This is a genomic window from Flavobacterium sp. KY-23415 (assembly GCF_055384985.1).
In genome coordinates this window covers 1,085,634-1,106,917 of sequence record NZ_AP044001.1, presented here as the reverse complement: position 1 = coordinate 1,106,917, position 21,284 = coordinate 1,085,634, and the positions used below count along the sequence as shown (strand labels likewise).

Sequence of the window (21,284 nt, the reverse complement as noted above, 5' to 3'; positions counted from 1 at the left end):
TGCTTTAAATTTGGTCTCAAAAATAGAAACATGAAAAAAATAATTGCAATTTTATTGATGAGTTTTTCGTTTTTAGGGAATGCTCAAATTGCTGATGCTCCAGAAAATATAACTCCTTTGTTGATTGGTGAAAAAATTCCAAATGTTAAATTGTCAGATACAAATGGAAGAAATGAAGAAACAAATTCGATTTTCTCTAAGAAGACGGTAGTAGTTGTTTATAGAGGGGGTTGGTGTCCTTACTGTAATGCGCAATTATCCGAAATGCAAGAAATAGAATCTGAGATTGTAGAATTAGGTTATCAAATTGTTGCAATTAGTCCAGATGCTCCTGTTTTTTTAAGAGAAACAGAAGGAAAGGATAAGTTGAATTATATGTTGTTTTCTGATAGTGAAGGTAACTTTTCAAAAGCGGTAGGTATTGCTTTTGCTACTCCAGAGAAATATGGAAAAATGTTGGGGAAATATTCAGAAGGCAAAAACAGTTCATGGTTGCCCGTTCCAACGGTTTATGTGGTTAATGAGAAACAAGAAATTGAATTTTTGTATATTAATCCAGATTATTCGAAAAGATTAAATGGTGAGTTATTGCTCTCAGTGTTAAAATCACTATAAATTAGTTTTTAATATAGTTGTATAAGTAAAACTAATTTAAAGAGCATGCTCAAATTCAAATATTTGATTAAATTTGTTTCTTACTAATAAAAAAATAAATAATAAAAGATATGGCATTAGCAATAACAGATGCTACTTTTGAAGAAGTAGTATTAAAATCAGATAAACCAGTAGTAGTAGATTTTTGGGCAGCTTGGTGTGGACCATGTAGAATGGTTGGGCCAGTTATCGATGAGGTGGCTGCAGAATATGACGGAAAAGCAGTAGTAGGAAAAGTAGATGTAGATGCAAACCAAGAGTTTGCAGCTAAGTACGGTGTTAGAAACATTCCTACAGTTTTAGTTTTTCAAAATGGAGAAGTAGTTGCTCGTCAAGTTGGAGTTGCTCCCAAAAAAACATATACAGACGCAATCGATGTATTGTTATAATTGGTAATAAAATAAAATCAAAAGGTCTAACGAAAGTTAGACCTTTTTTTGTGATTAAAGAATTTATCTCAGTATATTTGAGTCATGAAGATTGAAAATCAGTTACAAAAAATTGCCAGCTTTAAGCATTTAGAGTTGTTGGCAAACCAAGTAGTGGAAGGGTTTATTTCAGGAATGCATAAAAGTCCGTTTCATGGCTTCTCAGCCGAGTTTGCTGAGCATAAAATTTATAACCCAGGAGAAAGTACCAAGCATATTGACTGGAAGTTGTTTGCAAAAACAGATAGACTCTACACAAAAAGATATGAAGAAGAAACGAACCTGCGTTGTCATTTAATTTTAGATAACTCTTCTTCAATGCATTATCCTGTTTTAAAATCAGATCAAGAATTTTATAAAAGTAAAATTGGTTTTTCTGTTCTTGCTTCGGCGGTATTAATGAATTTACTAAAGAAGCAAAGAGATGCAGTGGGAATAAGTGTTTATTCAGATCAATATGAATATTATGCACCAGAAAAAGGAAGTGATAGGCATCATAGAATGATATTGGATAAGTTAGAAGTGATGTTGCAAAATTCTAAAAAAACAAAAACTACAGATACAGTATCTTTTTTGCATCAAATCGCTGAAAATATTCACAGACGTTCCATGGTTGTTCTGTTTACAGACATGTTTCAAAATGAAGACCAAGATAAAATTTTTAAAGCTTTACAGCATTTAAAGCATAATAAGCATAAGGTGGTGGTTTTTCATGTTTATGATGCAAAAACAGAATTATTTTTTGATTTTGACAACACCCCTAAAAAATTTATTGATGTTGAATCTGGTGAGGCTATTCATTTGTTTGCAGAAAATATTAAAGATGATTATGAGAAAGAGGTTTTAGGTTATTTTAAAGAAATTGAAAATACATGTCTAAGATATAGAATTCAATATGTTCCTGTTTCAGTAGGAGAAAATTTTGAAAAAATAATTACTACATATTTGGTTGAAAGACAGAGGTTTGTTTGATTTTTGAAAAAAAGTTGTGATTTTTTTATCTAAAACATTTGGAGAAATGAAAAAGCGTTGTATATTTGCACCGCAATAGAGCAATGGTTTGGTAGTTCAGTTGGTTAGAATACATGCCTGTCACGCATGGGGTCGCGGGTTCGAGTCCCGTCCAGACCGCTAAATTGGGGAAGCACTTCAGAGATGAGGTGCTTTTTTGCCCCCTAAAAGTATCTAAAATAGTTGTGTTGTTTACGCTACGACTTTGTAACTCGTAGCAGGTTTAGTAGTTAGACCAATGAAAAGCTTTCCATATATTCTGAATATTTTTTTCAGAATTTGGATGGCTTTTTTGATTAAATAAACGGTATTAGATAATTTTAAAAAAAAAATAAAAAAAAGGTTGCAAATTTAGAATTTTTGCTTACATTTGCACCCAGATAAAAACAGAGTAGGTTTGGTAGTTCAGTTGGTTAGAATACATGCCTGTCACGCATGGGGTCGCGGGTTCGAGTCCCGTCCAGACCGCTACTTTAAAAAGCAATCCAGTTGGGTTGCTTTTTTTATTGTAATAATTTATTTGGATCAATTTTTTGAATCAATTCTATCTTGCCGTTTTTATTAAGTGGTATTTTAAAGTTATTCTCAATATGAGCGAAATTACCTTCAATACTCTTTATTTTTGTGATATTTATAATGAAAGATTTCTGACACCTCATGAAAATCTTAGGATTTAATACTTGAGTGATTTTAGACAAACTCATTAGTGTAGTGGTATATCCGTCTTTGTGGTAAATTTTAATGTATTTTTGCATTCCTTCAATATATAAAACGTCACTGAGTATAATTTTTACCGCTTTAAAATCTGATTTAACAAAAATAAACTCTGAATATTCTCTTTTGTCAGAATCTTTGTTTTTTTCTAAAATATTTAATACTTTATTTATTGCTATACAAAATCTATTAAATGTAATTGGCTTTAATAAATAATCTACAGCATTGTAATTGTAACTCTCTAGTGCATATTCGGAATATGCAGTAGTGAATATGGTTTGAGGTTGTTTTTTTATCAATTTTAATAAGTCAATACCATTCATATTTGGCATTTCTATATCTAGGAATAAAATATCTGTCTCATTTGAACTAAGAAATGTTAATGCATCAATCCCGTTATGGAATTTTTTAATAATTTGAATATTTGGAAAATATGAAAGGTGATTTTCTAATAGTTCTTGTGCTAATGGTTCGTCTTCTATAATTATACAGGTAAAAGTTCTCATTTTGAAAGATTTATAGTTAAAGTCAATGAATATTGAAAATTTTGATCATCAATAATTAAAGTGTGGTTGTTTTTGTAAAAAAACTCCAATTGTTTTTTTAAAATAGTCATTCCTATTCCTGGTTTTGTGCTTTTTACGGAGTAAGTGTTGTTTGATTTTATGTGTAAAGTGTTTTTAATAATGTCCAGATTGAAATTAAAAAAGCCATCTTTATTGTTTCTAATGTCACTATGTTTAAAGCCATTTTCTATAATTGTAATTAAAATGTGTGGTATTATTTCGTATTTACTATAGTCCACAGAATTGTTAATGTTGAAGGAAATCTTTTCTGTGTTTTTTTTAATATTATTAAACGAAATATATTGTTTAATGATCTCAATTTCATTTTGTATAGAGGTTGGTTTTTCAGTGTTTGTGTATATAAAATAGCGAAGAATTTTTGATAGAATTTCAATTGTTTTTAAAGCTTCTTCGTTTTTGTTGTTTAACGTTAGTGAGTAAACGTTGTTTAAAGAGTTAAAAAGGAAATGAGGATTTATTTTTGATTTAAGTATTGCGATCTCTGAGTGTAGTTTCATGTTTTCAAATTCAAGGGTTTTGTGTTTTTCTTTTTGAAACAATAAAACATACCAATACAATAATGAAATTAGAATAAACATAAAATAGTTTAGTGAAAAGGAAATAAATGTTTCTATTTCTTTTTCATATAAAAGGATTTTTCCAAGACCTAAAAACTGATAAGGGATGAAAATTATGAAAAGAAATGTTAAAATACTAATTCCATATTGCCATGTTTTTTTCTTGATTAAAAAGCGTTTGATAAGAAAATATAGATTACAATAGCTAATAATAGCATATAAAGTACATTCGATTACGGTTAGAATTAATGCGTCAATAGTATTGTATTCATGAATAAAATAATCAAGAATGAATAAGAAAATAAAAATCCAAAATAAAATGTGATAAAAAATATGTTTCATTGTCTTTGAAAATACAAAGTTATTGATAATCAAAAGTGAAAAAGTATAAGATTTAAGTTTTTTAGTCCTAAAATATTCAGTTTGGTGGATTTTATTTCGTTCAAATCGATTCTCGATCTAGTTTTACAATCTCATAAAAGGAAAGTTTTGTTAAATTAGAAATATGTTAAAAATGGAAAAAATAAATTTAATTTTAGCCTTAGTTGTTTTTGGTTTGTTTGCTTGTAGTTCAGGAGAAGAAGATGAGGTTGCTGACAATATATCTGATTTAATTGAATATACAATGCCTGAAGAAAGTGAAGCGCATGAGGGAACATGGTTATTTTGGCCACATCAATATCAATTTGGAATTGGATATAGAAATAGTCTTGATCCGACGTGGATTCAAATGACTAGGGCTTTAGTGAGTGGTGAGAAAGTACATATCGCAGTTTATGATAGTGTTGAAAAAAATAGAATTTTAGGATTGCTGAATAACGCAGGAATAAATATGGCTAATATAGATCTGAAAATTCTTAAAACCGATGATGTTTGGTCTAGAGATAGTGGGCCAATATATGTTAGAGATGAAAATGGTAGGCTAGTAGTTGAAGATTGGGGGTTTAATGGTTGGGGAAATAAATTCAATTATGCAAAATGTGATGATACTCCAAAAAAAATTGGGTTAAGTCAAGGAATCACAGTTTTAAATCTGAATAATCTAATGACTATTGAAGGAGGGGCTGTAGAGATCGATGGTAACGGAACTTTACTGGCTACGAAAAGCGCAATTTTAAATTCTAATAGAAATCCTGGAATGACAGTAGATCAAGCTGAACAAATTCTAAAGAAATATTATGGTGTGATAAATTTTATTTGGTTAAATGGTATTTCTGGTTTGGAAATAACAGATATGCATATAGATGGATTTGCAAAGTTTGTAAATCAAAATACTTTAATTACTATGAGTAAATCTGATTTATTAGAATGGGAAGTGCCTCAAGAAGATATTGATGCATTGTATACTGCTAAAAATAAAAATGGAGTGTCTTATTCTATTGTGGAGTTGCCATTAACAAAGGATAATGTTGTTACTGCTTATGGAAAAAATTTAGGATATAAGGGATCATATGCAAATTTTTACATTGCAAATAATGTTGTTTTAGTGCCAAATTATAACGATCTAAATGACAGTGTAGCCAATGGAATTATACAGTTGCAATTTCCAAATAGAACTGTTGTTGGGATAGATGTTAGAAATTTAAATGAATATGGAGGTATGGTGCATTGTGTAACTCAGCAACAGCCAGTTGAATAAAATTAAGAGCTATTTTGTTAAAGTTGTATTGAAACTTTAACAAAATGTCTATTTTTCATGTAAGATTAATTTTAAATACCTTTTTACCTTTATTAGATAATTATTAAAATAATTAAATTATGAATTTGCAATTGGTTGATCAAAAGGTAGTTATAAAAGGTAGGAAAAATATCGAAATAAATTATTTTGATATTGATTCAGTAGCTTTTCATTTGAAAAGTAACGTAATAACTAAAAGTTTATTGGTGGTTTATTTGTTAATTTTTTTAGCGATTTTTCTCCCTATTTATATTCCAGGCAGTGTAATGGCTATTTACTTTGCGGGTTTAATATATCTATTGTTTTTCAGGATGAATAAAACAAGATTTTATGTTGTTTTTAAATGGAAAGAAAAGAAAATTAAAATGCTAATGGATGAAAAAGATTTTGAAATTGCGTGCGATTTAATCGATTCGCTTAGATTAAATGATTTTAAGAAATATACCACTTGTTAGAACCATATATTCCAGTTGTCCCAAACAATACTAAGAAAAAGGCCTAAGTAAATAATGGATATAAGGAACTTAATAAATGTTCCTGCTAGAAACCCTAGAAAAGATCCTGTCGCTGCTCTTAGTGCTCTGTTATGATCTTTGGTGTCGTGGATTAATTCTCCTATAAATGCACCAAGGAATGGACCAATTAGGAAGCTAAAAGGAATTGGAGATATTATGCCAACAATAAGCCCAATATTTGTTCCCCAAATTCCATATTTACTGCCTCCAAATTTTTTGGTTCCTTGCGCTGGAATTATATAGTCTAGAATTGTAACAATTAGAGCTATTATAAGAGTGATTCCTAAAATCCAATAATTGTTTTTGATTTGTGGTGACAAATAAAGAAGTAATATTCCTATCCAACTTATTGGTGGTCCCGGTAATACAGGTATAAAACTTCCTAAAACACCTATAATCATTAAACAAAAACCTGTAATTAAAAGAAAATATTCCATAGTGTAATGCTTGTTAAGGTATAAATATATTAAAATAAAAATTAACTAAAAAATTAGTTAAAACTAAAAAATTAGTTTATATTTGAATTTGTAAACTAAAAAATTAGTTGAAAAATGACAAGACAATTAACAAAAGCAGAAGAAGAGTTAATGCAGGTTCTTTGGAAATTGAATGAAGGAAATGTAAAAGAAATAATAGAGCAGCTTCCAGAACCAAAACCGGCCTATAATACTGTTTCAACTATTATAAGAATTTTAGAAACAAAAGAATTTGTTTCACATAGGCAAGAAGGTAAAGGTTATATTTATTTTCCAATAGTTAAGAAATCGGAATATTCTAATTCGTCATTAAATAAATTGATGGACAATTATTTTCAAGGATCATTTAAAAACATGGTTTCTTTCTTTGTGAAAAGAAATGATATAGATATTAAAGATGTTGAAGCATTATTGAAAGAAATTAAAAAGGAGAAAGATGAGTGAGTTTTTACAATATAGTTTTCAAACAATCTTTCTTCAAGTTGGTTTTTTAATAATTTATCAGTTAGTACTGAAGAATGAAACCTTTTTTAGTTGGAATAGGATGTACTTGTTGCTCAGCTTGATGATTTCTTTGCTCTTGCCTTTTCTAAAAGTTTCATTAGAAAATCCAGAACAACAATTTATTGGGCTTAAAGAAATAGTTGTCAATTCAAATTTAAAAGTTGCTATGAAAGAAATAACACATAAATCTTTTTTTCAGAGTAATTTGATTGTAGTTTTATATCTAATAGGTGCAATTATTTCTTTTGGTTTCTTTTTGTTGCGATTAATGAAGATTCAGAAATTACTTAAAACTTCAATAGAAGAAAATTTTAACGGATTAGTTTTGAATAGATTAAAAGATTCAAGTGATGCTTTTTCTTTTTTGCATTATATATTTATTGGAGATCAAATTAAAGATTTTGAAATTATTCTAAGGCATGAATTAGTGCATAAAAAGAAGAAGCATTCCATAGATTTGCTGCTTATAGAGGTTATGAAAATTATATTTTGGTTCAATCCGCTACTTCTTTTTTATCAAAAGAAAATAACCGAAGTGCATGAATTTGAAGCAGATCAAATAACTGTTTGTCATAATAAAATAAAATACTATCAAAGCATTATAAATCAGGTTTTTCAAGTAGAGAATATCGCATTTACAAATAATTTTTTAAATCAATCATTAATCAAAAAACGAATCGTTATGTTACAAAAATCAAAATCAAAAAAAAGCGGAATGCTAAAGTATTCACTAGTTATGCCTTTAATCGCAATCTTTTTTATGTTCTTTTCAATTGAGTTAGTTGCTCAGGAAAAAGAGAAAAATGTAAAAGAAGATCTTTCCTTTGGAGCTGTAGATCAGATTCCCTCATTTCTTTCATGTGAAAGTACTCCCAAAAACGAAATTATGAGTTGCTTTAATGAAGAAATGCAGCAGCATATTAAGCAGCATTTTGTCTATCCAAGTGAAGCAGCAAAAAAAAATATTCAAGGGACAGTTTTTATTCAGTTTGTAATTAATAAAGAAGGAAATATTGATCAGTTGGTGGCCAGGTCTAAAGATGAAGCAAATGACCCAAATGGGTTGTTAGTTAATGAGGCAAAAAGAATTATGTCTTTGTTACCTAAGTTTAAACCAGCATTGCATAATGGTAAAAATGTAAGTGTTAGATATGGCATACCTTTAACGTTTAAATTGCAAGCCGAAGTACATACTTCAAAAAACGATTTAGTGCCTCCTCCTCCAACATCACCAAAACCAATAAAGAAATAGAGAATTAGATATTCTAGAAAAAGACCCGTAAAAAAAAATGAAACGGGTTTTTTTGCTTTAAAAAGATTTTATAAAATCATTTAAACAGTAAAGAAGCTCGGTAATGAAAAATTCTTGCTATTTTTACAGCAAATATCCAGTTTTGAAAAAAATTAGTCTTTTTATATTTCTTTTAAGTTTAAATTCTTGTCAGTATTTTGATAAAAAAGCTCCAGACGAGCAAGAGTTGTTAGAACAAGAATTAAAAAAAATTAATTGGAAAGAAGTAGATGAATTTCCTACCGCTTTTTCATGTGATTCTATTCTTGATACAGAATTGCAAAAGAGGTGTTTTTTTGATAATATTATTCAAAATATTCAATCTAGAATAGGTGTCGATACTTTGCAAATAATGTATCCAGAAATTGATACAATTAAAGTAAAAGTGACGATACATGCTGATGCTAGTATTCAATTTGAAACCCAAAAACCAGAAGGTGTAGTTTCCTATGATATTTCGGTTATTGATAGTATTCTTCAGGAAAAACTTTCTGATTTTCCACGTATTGAACCCGCAATAAAAAGAGGTATGAAAGTGAAATCACAATTTGTTTTGCCAGTAGTTATTAATATAGCGGAATAAACTATTTTTTAAAATGCCTTCCTTTCCAATTATAACTTCCAAATAAAGAAAACAAAGCAACACTTGTGCTAAAGAAAGGATAAAAAAGAGATCCAAGTAAAAACCAATTTGTTTTACATTGAAAGTACCTAGAAGCTCGCATGATTAAAATAAAATCAATTAAAAATTTAATGCCAAAAAACAACATAAAAAAGTTTTGATTGAAGCATTGGAATAGCCATAATAAGAATATAATTACCCAAGATAGATTAGTGAAAAATACTAGAATAGCAATTCCTTTTCCAAAAAGAGAAGAATAACCTGTGCTTTTTGCAGCCCAACGTACACGCTGCATGAATAATTCTTTCCAGTTATTTATTGTTTGCGTAGCTACAATACTATCTCGATTGTATAGAAAGCCAATTGACTTTGCGTCATGTTGTACTCCTTTTTGTAGTAAAAAGACATCATCACCACTTGCAATTGTAGCATTACCATCAAAGCCATGTAAATCGATAAAGAAATCTTTTCTATAGGCAAAGTTAGCACCATTGCACATAAAAGGTTTGTTAATTCCAAAACTTCCAATAGTGGCACCTTGCAAACTGAGGAAATCTAAAGTTTGAAAATCGTGTAAAAATCCTTTTTTGGGCAAATAACAAACACCAGCAGCAATTATTTTAAGGTCTTTTTCTTGAATAAAATTGTCAAATGAAGACAGCCAGTTTTTTTGAACTAAGCAATCTGCATCTGTTGTAATAATCCAATCGTGATTTGCTATTTTAATAGCGGTTTCAATAGCGTCTTTTTTTGGAGAATTAGATTTTCTTTCATTTTTAACAATAGACAAAAGAAATAATGATTCTTTAATAAGAAATTCATCTTCGGAATCATCATCTACTAATATAACTTCAAAAAGCGTTTTCGGATAATTCAATAGTGAAATGGAATGTAATAATTTGGGTAAATTTTCAGCTTCATTTCTAAAAGGAACAACAATTGAAAATTTCGTTTTCGGGCTATATGTATTGTGTTTTTGTTTTGCTATTTTGAGAAAACCAAAAATAAGTAAGCCAATAGCAAACGTGTAAATGATTAATAAGATAAAAAGGAGTGTTAGCATTCTTTTTGTGTTTTAAAACGTAAAACAAAATAAACACCTATTAATACAGGAATTACTAAATTGAATACCCACATTAACGATGTTATAGTAATAATTTTTGTGTTTTCAATACCTAGAAAACTAAATAAATAAAGAGCCACGCTACCTTTTATCGCTACATCAATAAATTGTATACTCGGAATTATGGAAGCCAAAAAATACATGATAAAAATTGTAGCTAAAGCATTAGAATAATCGATTTCGCAATTAAAAGTAACTAATAAAAAATAAAACTGATGCGAAAAAAGTAAATACCGCATTATAGCTAGTTGGAAATTTGTTTTCCATAAGTGTGACGGCATTTTTCTAATTTTTTTTATTAATTTTTGAAGTGAAAAACCATAGAGTTCAATTTTTCGGTACTTAATCACTAAAAAAGAAAGTATAATTAATAAAGTAAAAATAAAAAAATGACTTGTTTTTAATTTAAAGGAAAGCCAAGAAGAAGCATAATTCGATTTAATTGTTAATGTAGAAATAACAAAACCTAAAAGCCCAAAAAAACAAGTAACTAACATTTGTGAGCAATTGTTAATAAAATTTAGAAACAGCACTTTTTTCGCTTCATCTTTAGGAAAATAAAGCATTTTGGCTCCATATTCTCCAATTCTATTAGGAGTAAAAATGGAAGCAGTTAATGAACCTAAACTTTGTCTAGTAGCTTCTAGGAACGATATTTTTTTAAATGAATCAACCAGATTTTGCCATTTTAAAATTTCTAGTAACCAATTTGATAGTGAAAGTAAAAGTAAAATAAGCAGTGTTTTCCAATTTAAATAATGATGAATTACAGACCAGTTGATGCTTTTTTTTTCTTGAAAATGCCAATAAATATAATAAAAAGCTATACATACAATTAAAAGTTTAATTGATAATACAAGGAATTGCTTAGCTTTGTGAGGAATTGAAATCATTACCGCAAAGTAACAAACTTTACGCGTTAAACTTAAAACTTTTAAACTAAAATATTGGCAAACGAACGTATCATATTAGGAATAGACCCAGGAACAACAATAATGGGATTCGGATTAATTAAAGTCGTGAATAAAAAAATGGAATTTCTTCAGTTAAACGAATTAGTTCTCAGTAAATATGATGACCATTACAAGAAGTTGAAAATTATTTTCGAACGAACTATTGAACTTATTGAAACCTTTCATCCTGATGAAATTGCGATTGAAGCACCTTTCTTTGGGAAAAATGTACAATCGATGTTGAAGTTAGGTAGAGCACAAGGTGTTGCTATGGCAGCAGGTTTGTCTAGAGATATTCCCATTACAGAATATGAGCCTAAAAAAATAAAAATGGCTATTACAGGAAATGGTAATGCTAGTAAAGAACAAGTAGCAAAAATGCTACAACAACTTTTGGGTTTAAAAACATTACCTAAAAACCTCGATTCAACCGATGGTTTGGCAGCAGCAGTATGTCACTTTTTCAATTCTGGAAGAATAGAAGCAGGAAAAAGTTATTCCGGTTGGGATGCTTTTGTGAAGCAAAACGAGAATAGAGTTAAGAAGTAGTATTCAGTTGATGAAAACTGATTATGAATATCAAATACTGAATATAAAAAAATGAGCGGCATCTATATCCATATTCCTTTTTGCAAGCAAGCGTGTCATTACTGCGACTTTCATTTTTCTACAAGTTTAAAAAAGAAAGACGAAATGGTTTCGGCATTAGCTAAAGAAATTGCAATGCGTAAAGATGAGTTTAAAGATGAAATTGTTGCAACCATTTATTTTGGTGGTGGAACACCGAGTATTCTTGATGTTGATGATTTGAAAATGTTGATTGATGTGGTTTATCAGAATTATAAAGTTGATGATAACCCTGAAATAACAGTCGAAGCCAATCCAGATGATTTAACAGAAGAACGAATTATTCAACTTTCAAAAAATAATATAAATAGATTATCAATTGGAATTCAATCTTTTTTTGAAGATGATTTGAAGATGATGAATCGAGCACATGACTCTCAAGAAGCACAACGATGTTTGGAGATAGCAACACAGTATTTTGATAATATTTCCTTAGATTTAATTTATGGAGTGCCAAATATGAGCAATGAAAAATGGAAGCAAAACATTGAAAAAGCATTGTCTTTTGGAATTCCACACATTTCAAGTTATGCATTAACAGTCGAGCCTAAGACCGCTTTAGATAAATTCATTAAAAAAGGAATTGTTAAACAACCTGATGATGAAGTAGCACAAGAACATTTTCATATTTTAGTTGAAACATTAAAGGAAAACGGATTCATACATTATGAATTATCTAATTTCGGGAAACCAGATTATTTCTCTAAAAACAATTCAAGTTATTGGCTTGGGAAAAAATATATAGGAATTGGTCCATCTGCACACAGTTATGATGGCGTAAATAGAGGCTGGAATATTTCGAATAATGCACTATATAGTAAAGCTATTAAAGAAAACAGATTACCTATTGAAACAGAAAAATTAACGTTAACAGATCGTTATAATGAATATATAATGACAGGATTGCGAACAATTTGGGGTGTTTCTTTGGATAGAATAAAAAATGAATTCGGATTGAAATATTTTGATTATCTGAATAAAGAATCAAAACGTTTTTTGGAAGACGATTTGTTAATTATTGAAGATAATGTTCTTCAAACGACAAAAAAAGGTAAGTTTTTATGCGATGGAATTGCATCGGATTTATTTTTGTTAAATTTAGAATAAATAGAATATAAATATATTGAATTATGCAAGCTACAATAGACAATAAATACCAAATAGACTTGTCAAAACCATTGGATATTTCGATACCGTTAACAAATAATGAACAAAATCCAATTGCTTGGTATCAAGATGTTCCTGAAATTGAACCCGTAAAAATGGGAGATTGGATTGGGAAAGTTTCCAATGGGAAATCCTCTACTAACTTCAATAATATTTTCTTTAATCCTCATGCACACGGAACACATACTGAATGTTTAGGTCATATTACGCATGATTTTTATAGTATTAATAAATGTTTGCAAAAATTCTTTTTTACGGCAGAAGTAATTTCTGTTGAACCAGAATCAATAAATGAAGATTTGGTAATTACTAAATCACAAATTGAATTGATATTAAAAAATAAAGATACAGAAGCTATAATAATTAGAACGCTTCCAAATCATGAGAGTAAAAAAAGCAAAAAGTATTCCAATACAAATCCTCCTTATTTAGAAGAATCGGCCGCAATTTATATTAGAGAATTAGGAATTCAACATTTATTAATTGATTTACCTAGTGTGGATAAAGAGCACGATCAAGGTAAATTATTAGCGCATAAAGCTTTTTGGAATATAAAAGATATTTTGGTTGTAAATGATGATGCAAGAATGAATTGTACCATAACAGAATTATTGTATGTTTCAGATAATATTTCAGATGGTAATTATTTATTAAATTTACAAATTGCATCTTTTGAAAATGATGCTTCTCCTTCAAAACCAGTGTTGTATAAAATTGAGTGTCCTTTTTAGAAACGTATTTGCAACTGAAAAAAATGATTGTTAATTTGATAATTAAAAAGGTTTAAATTATCAAATTAATTATTTAAAAGGCTCTAATTTTCAAAATCGAAATAATGCATTTAAGATTTTATTTTTAGGATAGTTCATTATAAATTAGTGGAAATCATCTAATTATGAACATGTTAAATAATTTTATCTTATGCTAAAAAAACAAGGCCTCTATTTGCCAGAATTTGAACACGATAATTGTGGTGCTGGATTTATTTGTAGTTTGAAAGGGAATAAATCAAATGATATTATTCATAAAGCTTTAGAAATTCTCGAAAAATTAGAGCATAGAGGTGCTGTAAGCGCAGATGGGAAGACAGGAGATGGTGCAGGGATTTTAATTGATATCCCACATGATTTTTTTGTAAAAAATTGTAATTTTCATTTGCCAAAAGAAGGAGAATATGCAGTAAGTAATGTTTTTCTTCCTAAGAAAGAAAATCAACGTAAATACTGTATTGAAAAATTAGAACATTATATAGAAAATCAAGGTTTGGTTGTTCTGGGATGGAGAGAAGTTCCAGTTGATGCATCTGTTATGGGTAGAATAGCTTCAGAGACAGAACCTTATATAAAGCAAATATTCGTTGGTAAACACGATAAAAAGCAAGATGATTTTTCTTTTAATTTAAAGTTATTTACAGCTCGTAAACAAGCTGAACATCATATTAATAACTCTAAGTTATCTGAAAGTAAATACTTTTACTTACCAAGTTTATCTGCAAAAACAATAATTTATAAAGGATTATTAATTCCTGAAGATATAAAATTATACTATAAAGATTTACAAGATTCATCTTTAGTTACTAGGTTGGCTTTGGTACATCAACGCTTTTCAACCAATACTTTTCCTACTTGGGATTTGGCACAACCTTTTCGATACATGTGTCACAATGGAGAGATTAATACACTTCGTGGAAACGTTTCACGGACCTTATCACGACAAGAGTTAATGGAAAGTGATTGGTTTGGTGATGAAATAAAAAGTTTGTTTCCAGTAATTTTGCCTGGGAAATCAGATTCTGCCCAAATGGATATGGTAGTGGAATTATTATTAATGACGGGTCGTTCTTTACCAGAAGTAATGATGATGTTAGTTCCTGAGGCATGGGAGAAAAACCCAAATATGTCTGAAGCTAAAAAAGCATTTTATGAATACAATTCATGTATCATGGAACCTTGGGACGGCCCTGCTTCTATTCCTTTTACAGATGGGAATTATATTGGTGCAGTATTAGATAGAAATGGGTTACGTCCGTCAAGATACACAGTGACAAAAGATGGTTTCGTAATCATGTCTTCAGAAACGGGCGTTGTTGAAATTGATCCAAAAAATATTGAACGTCATGGAAGACTTGAGCCAGGGAAAATGTTTTTAGTAAACATGAACCAAGGTCGTATTATCAATGACGAAGAAATTAAAGAAGATATTGTTTCTAAACATCCTTATAAAAAATGGCTAGATAAAAATTTAGTACATTTAAAAGATATTCCAGCAAAAAAAGGACCTATCAAACATAAAGAAGATGCTTTAGAGAAACGTCAAATTGTTTTTGGTTATACAGAAGAAGATTTAAGAACCATTATTTTACCAATGGCTCAAACGGGTAAAGAGCCTATTGGTTCTATGGGAAGTGATACTCCTATTGCTGTTTTGTCTGATAAACCTCAATTGATATACAATTATTTTAAACAATTATTTGCACAAGTTACTAATCCACCTTTGGATGGCATTAGAGAAAAATTAATTACAGATATTAGTTTAACTTTAGGTAGCGATACTAACATATTTAAAATTAATGAAGATCAATGTCGTAAATTAAAAATTCAAAACCCAGTTATTTCAAAACACGATTTAGATAAAATTAAAAGCTATACTAATAATCCCGATTTTGTTGTAACTACTATTCCAATTTTATATGAAGTTGGTAAAGGATTAAATGAATTAGAAAGTGCTTTAGTTAATATGGTAAAACACGCTTCTAAAGTTATAGACGAAGGTGGAAATATCATAATTCTTTCTGATAGAGGGGTGAATAGTAAAATGGCTCCAATTCCTGCTTTGTTAGCATGTTCTTATGTAAATCATGAATTATATAAAATTGGTAAACGTGCTAAAGTAAGTATAATTATAGAATCGGCTGAACCTAGAGAAGTGCATCATTTTGCCTTACTGTTTGGTTATGGAGCTAGTGCAATTAATCCTTATATAGTAAATGAAATTGTTTACAAACAAGTACAAGAAAAAGAAATTGAAAATGTTGAATATCTAGATGCAATTATCAATTACAACAAGGCCATAGGAATGGGAATTCTTAAAGTGATGAATAAAATTGGTATTTCTACACTAAATTCTTATCGTGGAGCTCAATTATTTGAATGTATCGGTTTAAATACTAAAGTAGTTGAAGAATATTTTCCAAATACAATTACTCGTATTCAAGGTATTGGATTAAGAGAAATCGAAAAAGAAATCTATCATAGACATAATCAGGCTTATGGAAAAGAATCAATTGAAGCTGATTTGAATTTGGATTTTGGTGGTCAATACAAATGGAGAAGAAATGGAGAAAAGCATTTATTTAACCCTCTAACTGTTGCTAAGCTTCAAGAATCGGTTAGAAGTAATAAGCATAGTACATATAAAGAATATTCAGATTTAATTAATGAACAAGCCCAACAATTAATGACTATTAGAGGTTTGTTTGAGTTTGCTAATTTTGATCCTATTCCATTAGAAGAAGTAGAACCATGGACAAATATTGTAAAGCGTTTTAAAACTGGAGCAATGTCTTATGGCTCTATAAGTAAAGAAGCACATGAGAATTTAGCAGTTGCCATGAATAGAATTGGCGGAAAAAGTAATTCTGGTGAAGGAGGAGAAGATGAAGAACGTTTTTACAAAGATTCAAATGGAGATTGGAAAAATTCTGCTATAAAGCAAGTGGCTTCAGGACGATTTGGAGTAACATCAAATTATCTTACGAATGCTTCCGAAATCCAAATTAAAATGGCTCAAGGTGCAAAACCAGGAGAAGGTGGACAGTTACCTGGTCCAAAAGTAAATCCAGATATTGCTAAAACTAGAAATTCTACACCTTATGTAGGTTTAATTTCTCCACCACCACATCACGATATTTACTCTATTGAAGATTTATCACAATTAATTTATGATTTAAAATCGGCTAATAGAGAAGCAAGAATCAATGTGAAATTGGTTTCTGAGGTGGGAATTGGAACTGTTGCAGCTGGTGTAGCTAAAGCAAAAGGAGATGTAATATTAATTTCAGGACATGATGGTGGAACAGGTGCATCACCTTTAACCTCATTAAAACATGCTGGTTTACCTTGGGAATTAGGTTTGGCTGAAGCGCAACAGACTTTGGTAATGAATAATCTAAGAAACCGAGTGGTTTTAGAATGTGATGGTCAATTAAAAACAGGTCGCGATGTTGCTATTGCTTGTTTACTTGGCGCTGAGGAATTTGGTTTCGCAACCGCTCCATTAGTGGCTTCTGGTTGTATTATGATGCGTGTTTGTCATTTGAATACTTGTCCTGTAGGAATTGCTACTCAAAATCCAGAATTGCGTAAGAAATTTGAAGGAAAACCTGAACATGTGGTTAACTTCATGTATTTTGTAGCGCAAGAATTAAGGGAAATTATGGCTCAATTAGGGTTTAGAACCGTAAATGAAATGGTGGGTCAAGTTCAAAAATTGAATAGAAATAAAACGATAAAACATTATAAAGCATTAGGTTTAGATTTATCGCCAATTTTACACCAAGTAAAAGTACCAAAAGATACAAAATTATACAATACTGAATCGCAAGATCATCATTTGGAGAAATCGCTAGATTTTAAAATTATTCGTCAAGCACATCCAGCTTTATTTAGAAAAGAAAAAACAGTTCTAGAATCTAAGATTACCAATATGGATAGAGCTTTTGGAGCTATTTTAAGTAACGAAATCTCTAAAATTTATGGTTCTCAAGGATTACCTGAAAACACTTTGAAAATTAATTTCACAGGTTCTGCAGGACAAAGTTTTGGTGCTTTTGCTACTAAAGGATTAACCTTAAAAATCAATGGAAATTCAAATGATTATTTAGGAAAAGGACTTTCTGGTGCTAAATTAATTGTTAAAGTTCCAGAAGAAGCTACTATTGTACCAGAAGAAAACGTAATTATAGGTAATGTTGCTTTATATGGAGCAACTTCTGGAGAAGTGTATATTAATGGAAAAGCAGGAGAACGTTTTTGCGTTAGAAACTCAGGAGCAACTGCCGTTGTTGAAGGAATTGGAGATCATGGTTGTGAGTATATGACTGGTGGTGTTGCAGTTGTTTTAGGTGAAGTAGGACGTAATTTTGGAGCTGGAATGAGTGGAGGAATTGCATACATTTATGATGTGAATAGAACTTTTGAGAAACAATGTAATAAAGAAGGTTTAAATTTAGATCCAGTTGTTATTAAAGAAGATATTCTTCAATTAAAACAATTAATAGAAAACCATTATAATGCAACAATGAGTCCATTAGCACAGCGCATTTTGGAAAATTGGGAAAACCAATTATCAAAATTCATTAAAGTACTACCAGAAGAATACAAACAAGCATTAATAAGATTAGAACAAGAAAACCTTGTAAAGCAATAAGATTATGGGAAAGCCAACAGGATTTTTAGAATATGAAAGAATAGATGAAGACTATATTAAAGTAGAAGAACGTCTTCAAAATTATAATGAATTTACAATTCCTTTAGATGAAAGTAAATTAAAGTCTCAAGGAGCGAGATGTATGGATTGCGGTATCCCGTTTTGTCACAGTGGTTGTCCATTAGGCAATTTAATTCCAGATTTTAATGACAAAGTATACAGAGGAAGATGGAAAGAAGCTGCTGAAATTTTGCATTCAACTAATAATTTTCCTGAATTTACAGGAAGATTATGTCCAGCACCTTGTGAGGAAGCTTGTGTGCTTGGAATTAATGAGGATCCAGTGAGCATTGAAAATATAGAAAAGAATATAGTTGAAACTGCCTTCAAAGAAGGTTGGATAGTAGCACATCCTCCAAAAGTAAGAACTGATAAAAGAGTAGCTGTAATAGGTTCTGGTCCTTCTGGTTTAGCAGCAGCGCAACAATTAAATAGAGCTGGTCATACGGTAACAGTTTTTGAACGTGATTCTAAAGTGGGTGGATTATTACGATATGGAATTCCTGATTTTAAATTGGAAAAGCTAATTATAGATAGAAGAGTTGCTGTTTTAAAAGAAGAAGGAATTATTTTCAAAACAAATGCTTACGTTGGTAACAATGTAAGTGTGGAAACTATTAAAGCCGATTATGATGCTGTTTTAATGTGTGGTGGAGCTACTGAAAGAAGAGGAATTCCTATTAAAGGAAATCATTTAAAAGGGATTCATCAAGCTATGGAATTTTTGAAACTAAACAATCAATATGTTGATGGTTTAATTAAATTTGATGATGTTTTATCAGCAAAAGGTAAAAAAGTTATTGTAATTGGTGGTGGAGATACTGGTTCAGATTGTATAGGAACAAGTAATCGTCATGGAGCAGTTTCGGTAACTAATTTTGAAATATTATCAAAGCCAACTTTGGGTCGTCCTGCTAATCAACCTTGGCCATATTGGCCTATGAAGTTGAAAACGACTTCCTCTCATAAAGAAGGTGTGGAACGATTTTTTAGTATTTCTACTAAAGAATTTTTAGGGGATAAAAAAGGAAATTTAGTAGGATTGAAAACTGTTGAAGTAGAATGGATTTTCAAAGAAGGAGAACGTCCTCAATTAATTGAAGTGCCAAATAGTGAAAAAGACTGGGAATGTGATATGGTTTTATTAGCACTTGGTTTTACGGGTGCAGAAAAAACATTGGCGGAGCAATTAGGAGTAGAAATGGATTTTAGAACAAATATCAAAGCTTCAGAAAAAGATTATGCTACAAATGTAAAAGGTATTTTTGCGGCAGGAGATATGCGTCGTGGACAATCTCTTATTGTTTGGGCAATATCAGAAGGACGTCAAGCGGCACATTATGTAGATGAGTACTTAATGGGAAAATCTAATTTACCACTAAAGGAAGGTATAGATTTGCCAAGAATTTAAAATTGATTATCTTAGTTTTTTAAAATTAAGTATGGATATTCAAGAGCTTTATGAGTATTGCCTTTCAAAAAAAGGAGTGACAGAACATTTTCCGTTTGATGAAGATACTTTAGTGTTTAAGGTAGCAGGGAAAATGTTTTGTTTAACATCGTTACAAAAATGGGAACAAGGAAATCCATCATTAAATCTAAAATGTGATCCTGAAAAAGCAATTGAGCTTAGAGCCGAATATAAGGGGATTCAACCAGGATACCATATGAGTAAAAAACACTGGAATACTGTTTTTTTAAATTGTGATGTTACTACTAAAATGATGTTAGAACTATTAAATCATTCATATCATTTAGTAGTTGAAAATCTTCCAAAAAAAATCAAACAAGAAATTCTTGAATAAACAAAAAACCATTCGTCTACACTTTATGTCTATTTGTCTATAGAAAAAGCTTTTCAAACTTTGCTAAGTAAAAATTGTGTTTAATTAGTATTATTTTTGAATTTGAAAAATTATACATATTAACCACATGATAAAAACATTAAACATTCTTTTAATTGAAGATGACGCAATTGAAGTAATGAAATTCAAAAGAGTTTTAAAGACTTTAGATGCAAATCATAAGATTATTGAAGCAAACAATGGAGAGGACGCACTTGCAGTTCTTAAAGAAAAGGAAATAATTCCCGATATTATTTTCTTAGATTTAAATATGCCAAAAATAAGCGGTATTGAGTTTCTTGAAATATTAAAAAATGATGAGCAGTTGAGGTATATTCCTTCAATTATACTATCTACATCGAGTAATCATAAGGATATTTTAGAATGTTATAAAATAGGTATTGCAGGATATGTTTTAAAGCCATTAAAATATGACGATTATCTAGAGCGAATTAAGCGAATGTTAGATTATTGGAGTATAAACGAACTTATTTCTCAATAAATGTATGGCATAGTAAATAGGGCTGTTCAGGAGTTAGTAGTAGAAAGTTATGGGGAAGAGAAATGGGAAATCATTTTAAACAAAAGTAATGTTAATGTAGATTATTTTATAAGTACAGAACCTTATGAAGATGATGTCACATTTAGATTAGCAATAGCAGCCTCTGAAGAAATTGGAATATCTCTAGAAGATACATTAATGGCACTTGGTGAATGGTGGATATTGAAAACTGCTTCAAAAAATTATCCTGGATTAATGAGCTCGGGGGGAGAAAACTTAAAAGATTTTTTATTAAATTTACCTAACTTCCATAATAGGATTATGTTAATGTATCCTAAATTGGCTCCGCCGGAATTTAAAACAAGTAATATTACTTCCAATAGTATTGATTTACATTATTTTTCCAATAGGCAAGGGCTTCAAGGGTTTGTTAAAGGACTACTTCTTGGAATAGGTAAATTTTATAATTCCTCCATAGAAGTAGATTTGATACAAACTAGATTAGATGGTAGTTCGCACGAAATCTTTAAAGTAAGTTGGTAAA

The 21,284-nt window shown here is 30.0% G+C and carries 21 protein-coding genes and 2 tRNA genes; 18 read left to right on the top strand and 5 right to left on the bottom strand.

Annotation, left to right across the window (positions count from 1 at the left end):
* Positions 1-30 precede the first annotated feature (30 nt).
* The 5 genes from ACZ49Z_RS05035 (at position 31) to ACZ49Z_RS05015 (ending at position 2,561) form a co-directional block, all read left to right on the top strand.
* Positions 31-615: a peroxiredoxin-like family protein gene (locus ACZ49Z_RS05035; protein WP_464307096.1), complete on the top strand. Its 585-nt coding sequence runs from the start codon at positions 31-33 to the stop codon at positions 613-615.
* 110 nt (positions 616-725) lie between these two features.
* Positions 726-1,043: a thioredoxin gene (gene trxA, locus ACZ49Z_RS05030; RefSeq protein WP_464307095.1), complete on the top strand. Its 318-nt coding sequence runs from the start codon at positions 726-728 to the stop codon at positions 1,041-1,043.
* Positions 1,044-1,127: 84 nt separating this feature from the next.
* Entirely contained in the window at positions 1,128-2,054 is a 927-nt protein-coding gene (locus tag ACZ49Z_RS05025; protein ID WP_464307094.1) for a DUF58 domain-containing protein, read from the top strand.
* Between the two features lie 85 nt (positions 2,055-2,139).
* Positions 2,140-2,213: transfer RNA gene (locus ACZ49Z_RS05020), tRNA-Asp, on the top strand.
* A 274-nt stretch (positions 2,214-2,487) separates the two neighbouring features.
* A tRNA-Asp gene (locus ACZ49Z_RS05015) sits at positions 2,488-2,561 on the top strand.
* A gap of 35 nt (positions 2,562-2,596) precedes the next feature.
* Here the strand turns inward: ACZ49Z_RS05015 and ACZ49Z_RS05010 are convergent.
* Positions 2,597-3,313, bottom strand: coding sequence for a LytR/AlgR family response regulator transcription factor (locus ACZ49Z_RS05010; protein WP_464307093.1), 717 nt, complete (start codon positions 3,311-3,313; stop codon positions 2,597-2,599).
* Positions 3,310-4,293, bottom strand: a complete 984-nt coding sequence (locus ACZ49Z_RS05005) for a sensor histidine kinase (RefSeq protein ID WP_464307092.1) — start codon at positions 4,291-4,293, stop codon at positions 3,310-3,312. The genes ACZ49Z_RS05010 and ACZ49Z_RS05005 overlap by 4 nt, the downstream gene beginning before the upstream one ends.
* Before the next feature lie 172 nt (positions 4,294-4,465).
* On the opposite strand from ACZ49Z_RS05005, the gene ACZ49Z_RS05000 reads away from it, so the two are divergent.
* Positions 4,466-5,590: an agmatine deiminase family protein gene (locus tag ACZ49Z_RS05000; RefSeq protein ID WP_464307091.1), complete on the top strand. Its 1,125-nt coding sequence runs from the start codon at positions 4,466-4,468 to the stop codon at positions 5,588-5,590.
* Positions 5,591-5,709: 119 nt separating this feature from the next.
* Positions 5,710-6,084, top strand: a complete 375-nt coding sequence (locus tag ACZ49Z_RS04995) for a hypothetical protein (RefSeq protein ID WP_464307090.1) — start codon at positions 5,710-5,712, stop codon at positions 6,082-6,084.
* Here ACZ49Z_RS04995 and ACZ49Z_RS04990 read toward each other — a convergent pair.
* Complete coding sequence (locus tag ACZ49Z_RS04990) at positions 6,081-6,581, bottom strand: DUF456 domain-containing protein (protein WP_464307089.1); 501 nt, start codon at positions 6,579-6,581, stop codon at positions 6,081-6,083. The genes ACZ49Z_RS04995 and ACZ49Z_RS04990 overlap by 4 nt on opposite strands.
* 114 nt (positions 6,582-6,695) lie before the next feature.
* Here ACZ49Z_RS04990 and ACZ49Z_RS04985 point away from each other — a divergent pair, with 114 nt between their 5' ends.
* From ACZ49Z_RS04985 to ACZ49Z_RS04975, 3 genes are all read left to right on the top strand, one after another.
* Positions 6,696-7,064: a BlaI/MecI/CopY family transcriptional regulator gene (locus ACZ49Z_RS04985; protein WP_464307088.1), complete on the top strand. Its 369-nt coding sequence runs from the start codon at positions 6,696-6,698 to the stop codon at positions 7,062-7,064.
* The gene (locus tag ACZ49Z_RS04980) at positions 7,057-8,376 is read left to right on the top strand and encodes an energy transducer TonB (protein ID WP_464307087.1); all 1,320 of its coding nucleotides are present in this window, start codon (positions 7,057-7,059) and stop codon (positions 8,374-8,376) included. Before ACZ49Z_RS04985 ends, ACZ49Z_RS04980 begins: the two co-directional genes overlap by 8 nt.
* A 103-nt stretch (positions 8,377-8,479) precedes the next feature.
* The gene (locus ACZ49Z_RS04975) at positions 8,480-8,998 is read left to right on the top strand and encodes a hypothetical protein (protein ID WP_464307086.1); all 519 of its coding nucleotides are present in this window, start codon (positions 8,480-8,482) and stop codon (positions 8,996-8,998) included.
* 1 nt (position 8,999) lies between these two features.
* On the opposite strand, the gene ACZ49Z_RS04970 is transcribed toward ACZ49Z_RS04975, so the two are convergent.
* Both ACZ49Z_RS04970 and ACZ49Z_RS04965 read right to left on the bottom strand, forming a co-directional pair.
* Complete coding sequence (locus tag ACZ49Z_RS04970) at positions 9,000-10,100, bottom strand: glycosyltransferase family 2 protein (protein WP_464307085.1); 1,101 nt, start codon at positions 10,098-10,100, stop codon at positions 9,000-9,002.
* Positions 10,094-11,053, bottom strand: a complete 960-nt coding sequence (locus ACZ49Z_RS04965) for a lysylphosphatidylglycerol synthase domain-containing protein (protein ID WP_464307084.1) — start codon at positions 11,051-11,053, stop codon at positions 10,094-10,096. Before ACZ49Z_RS04965 ends, ACZ49Z_RS04970 begins: the two co-directional genes overlap by 7 nt.
* A 54-nt stretch (positions 11,054-11,107) precedes the next feature.
* Between ACZ49Z_RS04965 and ruvC the strand changes: the two genes are divergently transcribed.
* The 8 genes from ruvC (at position 11,108) to ACZ49Z_RS04925 (ending at position 21,283) form a co-directional block, all read left to right on the top strand.
* Positions 11,108-11,662, top strand: a complete 555-nt coding sequence (ruvC, locus tag ACZ49Z_RS04960; RefSeq protein ID WP_464307083.1) for a crossover junction endodeoxyribonuclease RuvC — start codon at positions 11,108-11,110, stop codon at positions 11,660-11,662.
* Positions 11,663-11,713: 51 nt separating this feature from the next.
* Entirely contained in the window at positions 11,714-12,847 is a 1,134-nt protein-coding gene (hemW, locus tag ACZ49Z_RS04955) for a radical SAM family heme chaperone HemW (RefSeq protein WP_464307082.1), read from the top strand.
* Between the two features lie 23 nt (positions 12,848-12,870).
* Entirely contained in the window at positions 12,871-13,638 is a 768-nt protein-coding gene (locus ACZ49Z_RS04950) for a cyclase family protein (protein WP_464307081.1), read from the top strand.
* A gap of 190 nt (positions 13,639-13,828) precedes the next feature.
* Positions 13,829-18,334, top strand: a complete 4,506-nt coding sequence (gene gltB, locus ACZ49Z_RS04945) for a glutamate synthase large subunit (RefSeq protein ID WP_464307080.1) — start codon at positions 13,829-13,831, stop codon at positions 18,332-18,334.
* Between the two features lie 4 nt (positions 18,335-18,338).
* The gene (locus ACZ49Z_RS04940; RefSeq protein WP_464307079.1) at positions 18,339-19,805 is read left to right on the top strand and encodes a glutamate synthase subunit beta; all 1,467 of its coding nucleotides are present in this window, start codon (positions 18,339-18,341) and stop codon (positions 19,803-19,805) included.
* A gap of 31 nt (positions 19,806-19,836) precedes the next feature.
* Complete coding sequence (locus ACZ49Z_RS04935) at positions 19,837-20,199, top strand: MmcQ/YjbR family DNA-binding protein (RefSeq protein ID WP_464307078.1); 363 nt, start codon at positions 19,837-19,839, stop codon at positions 20,197-20,199.
* 127 nt (positions 20,200-20,326) lie between these two features.
* Entirely contained in the window at positions 20,327-20,740 is a 414-nt protein-coding gene (locus tag ACZ49Z_RS04930; protein ID WP_464307077.1) for a response regulator, read from the top strand.
* Positions 20,741-21,283 carry a heme NO-binding domain-containing protein gene (locus ACZ49Z_RS04925; protein WP_464307076.1) on the top strand — a complete coding sequence of 181 codons (543 nt, stop codon included), beginning with the start codon at positions 20,741-20,743 and terminating at the stop codon, positions 21,281-21,283.
* The last annotated feature ends 1 nt before the right edge of the window (position 21,284 follow it).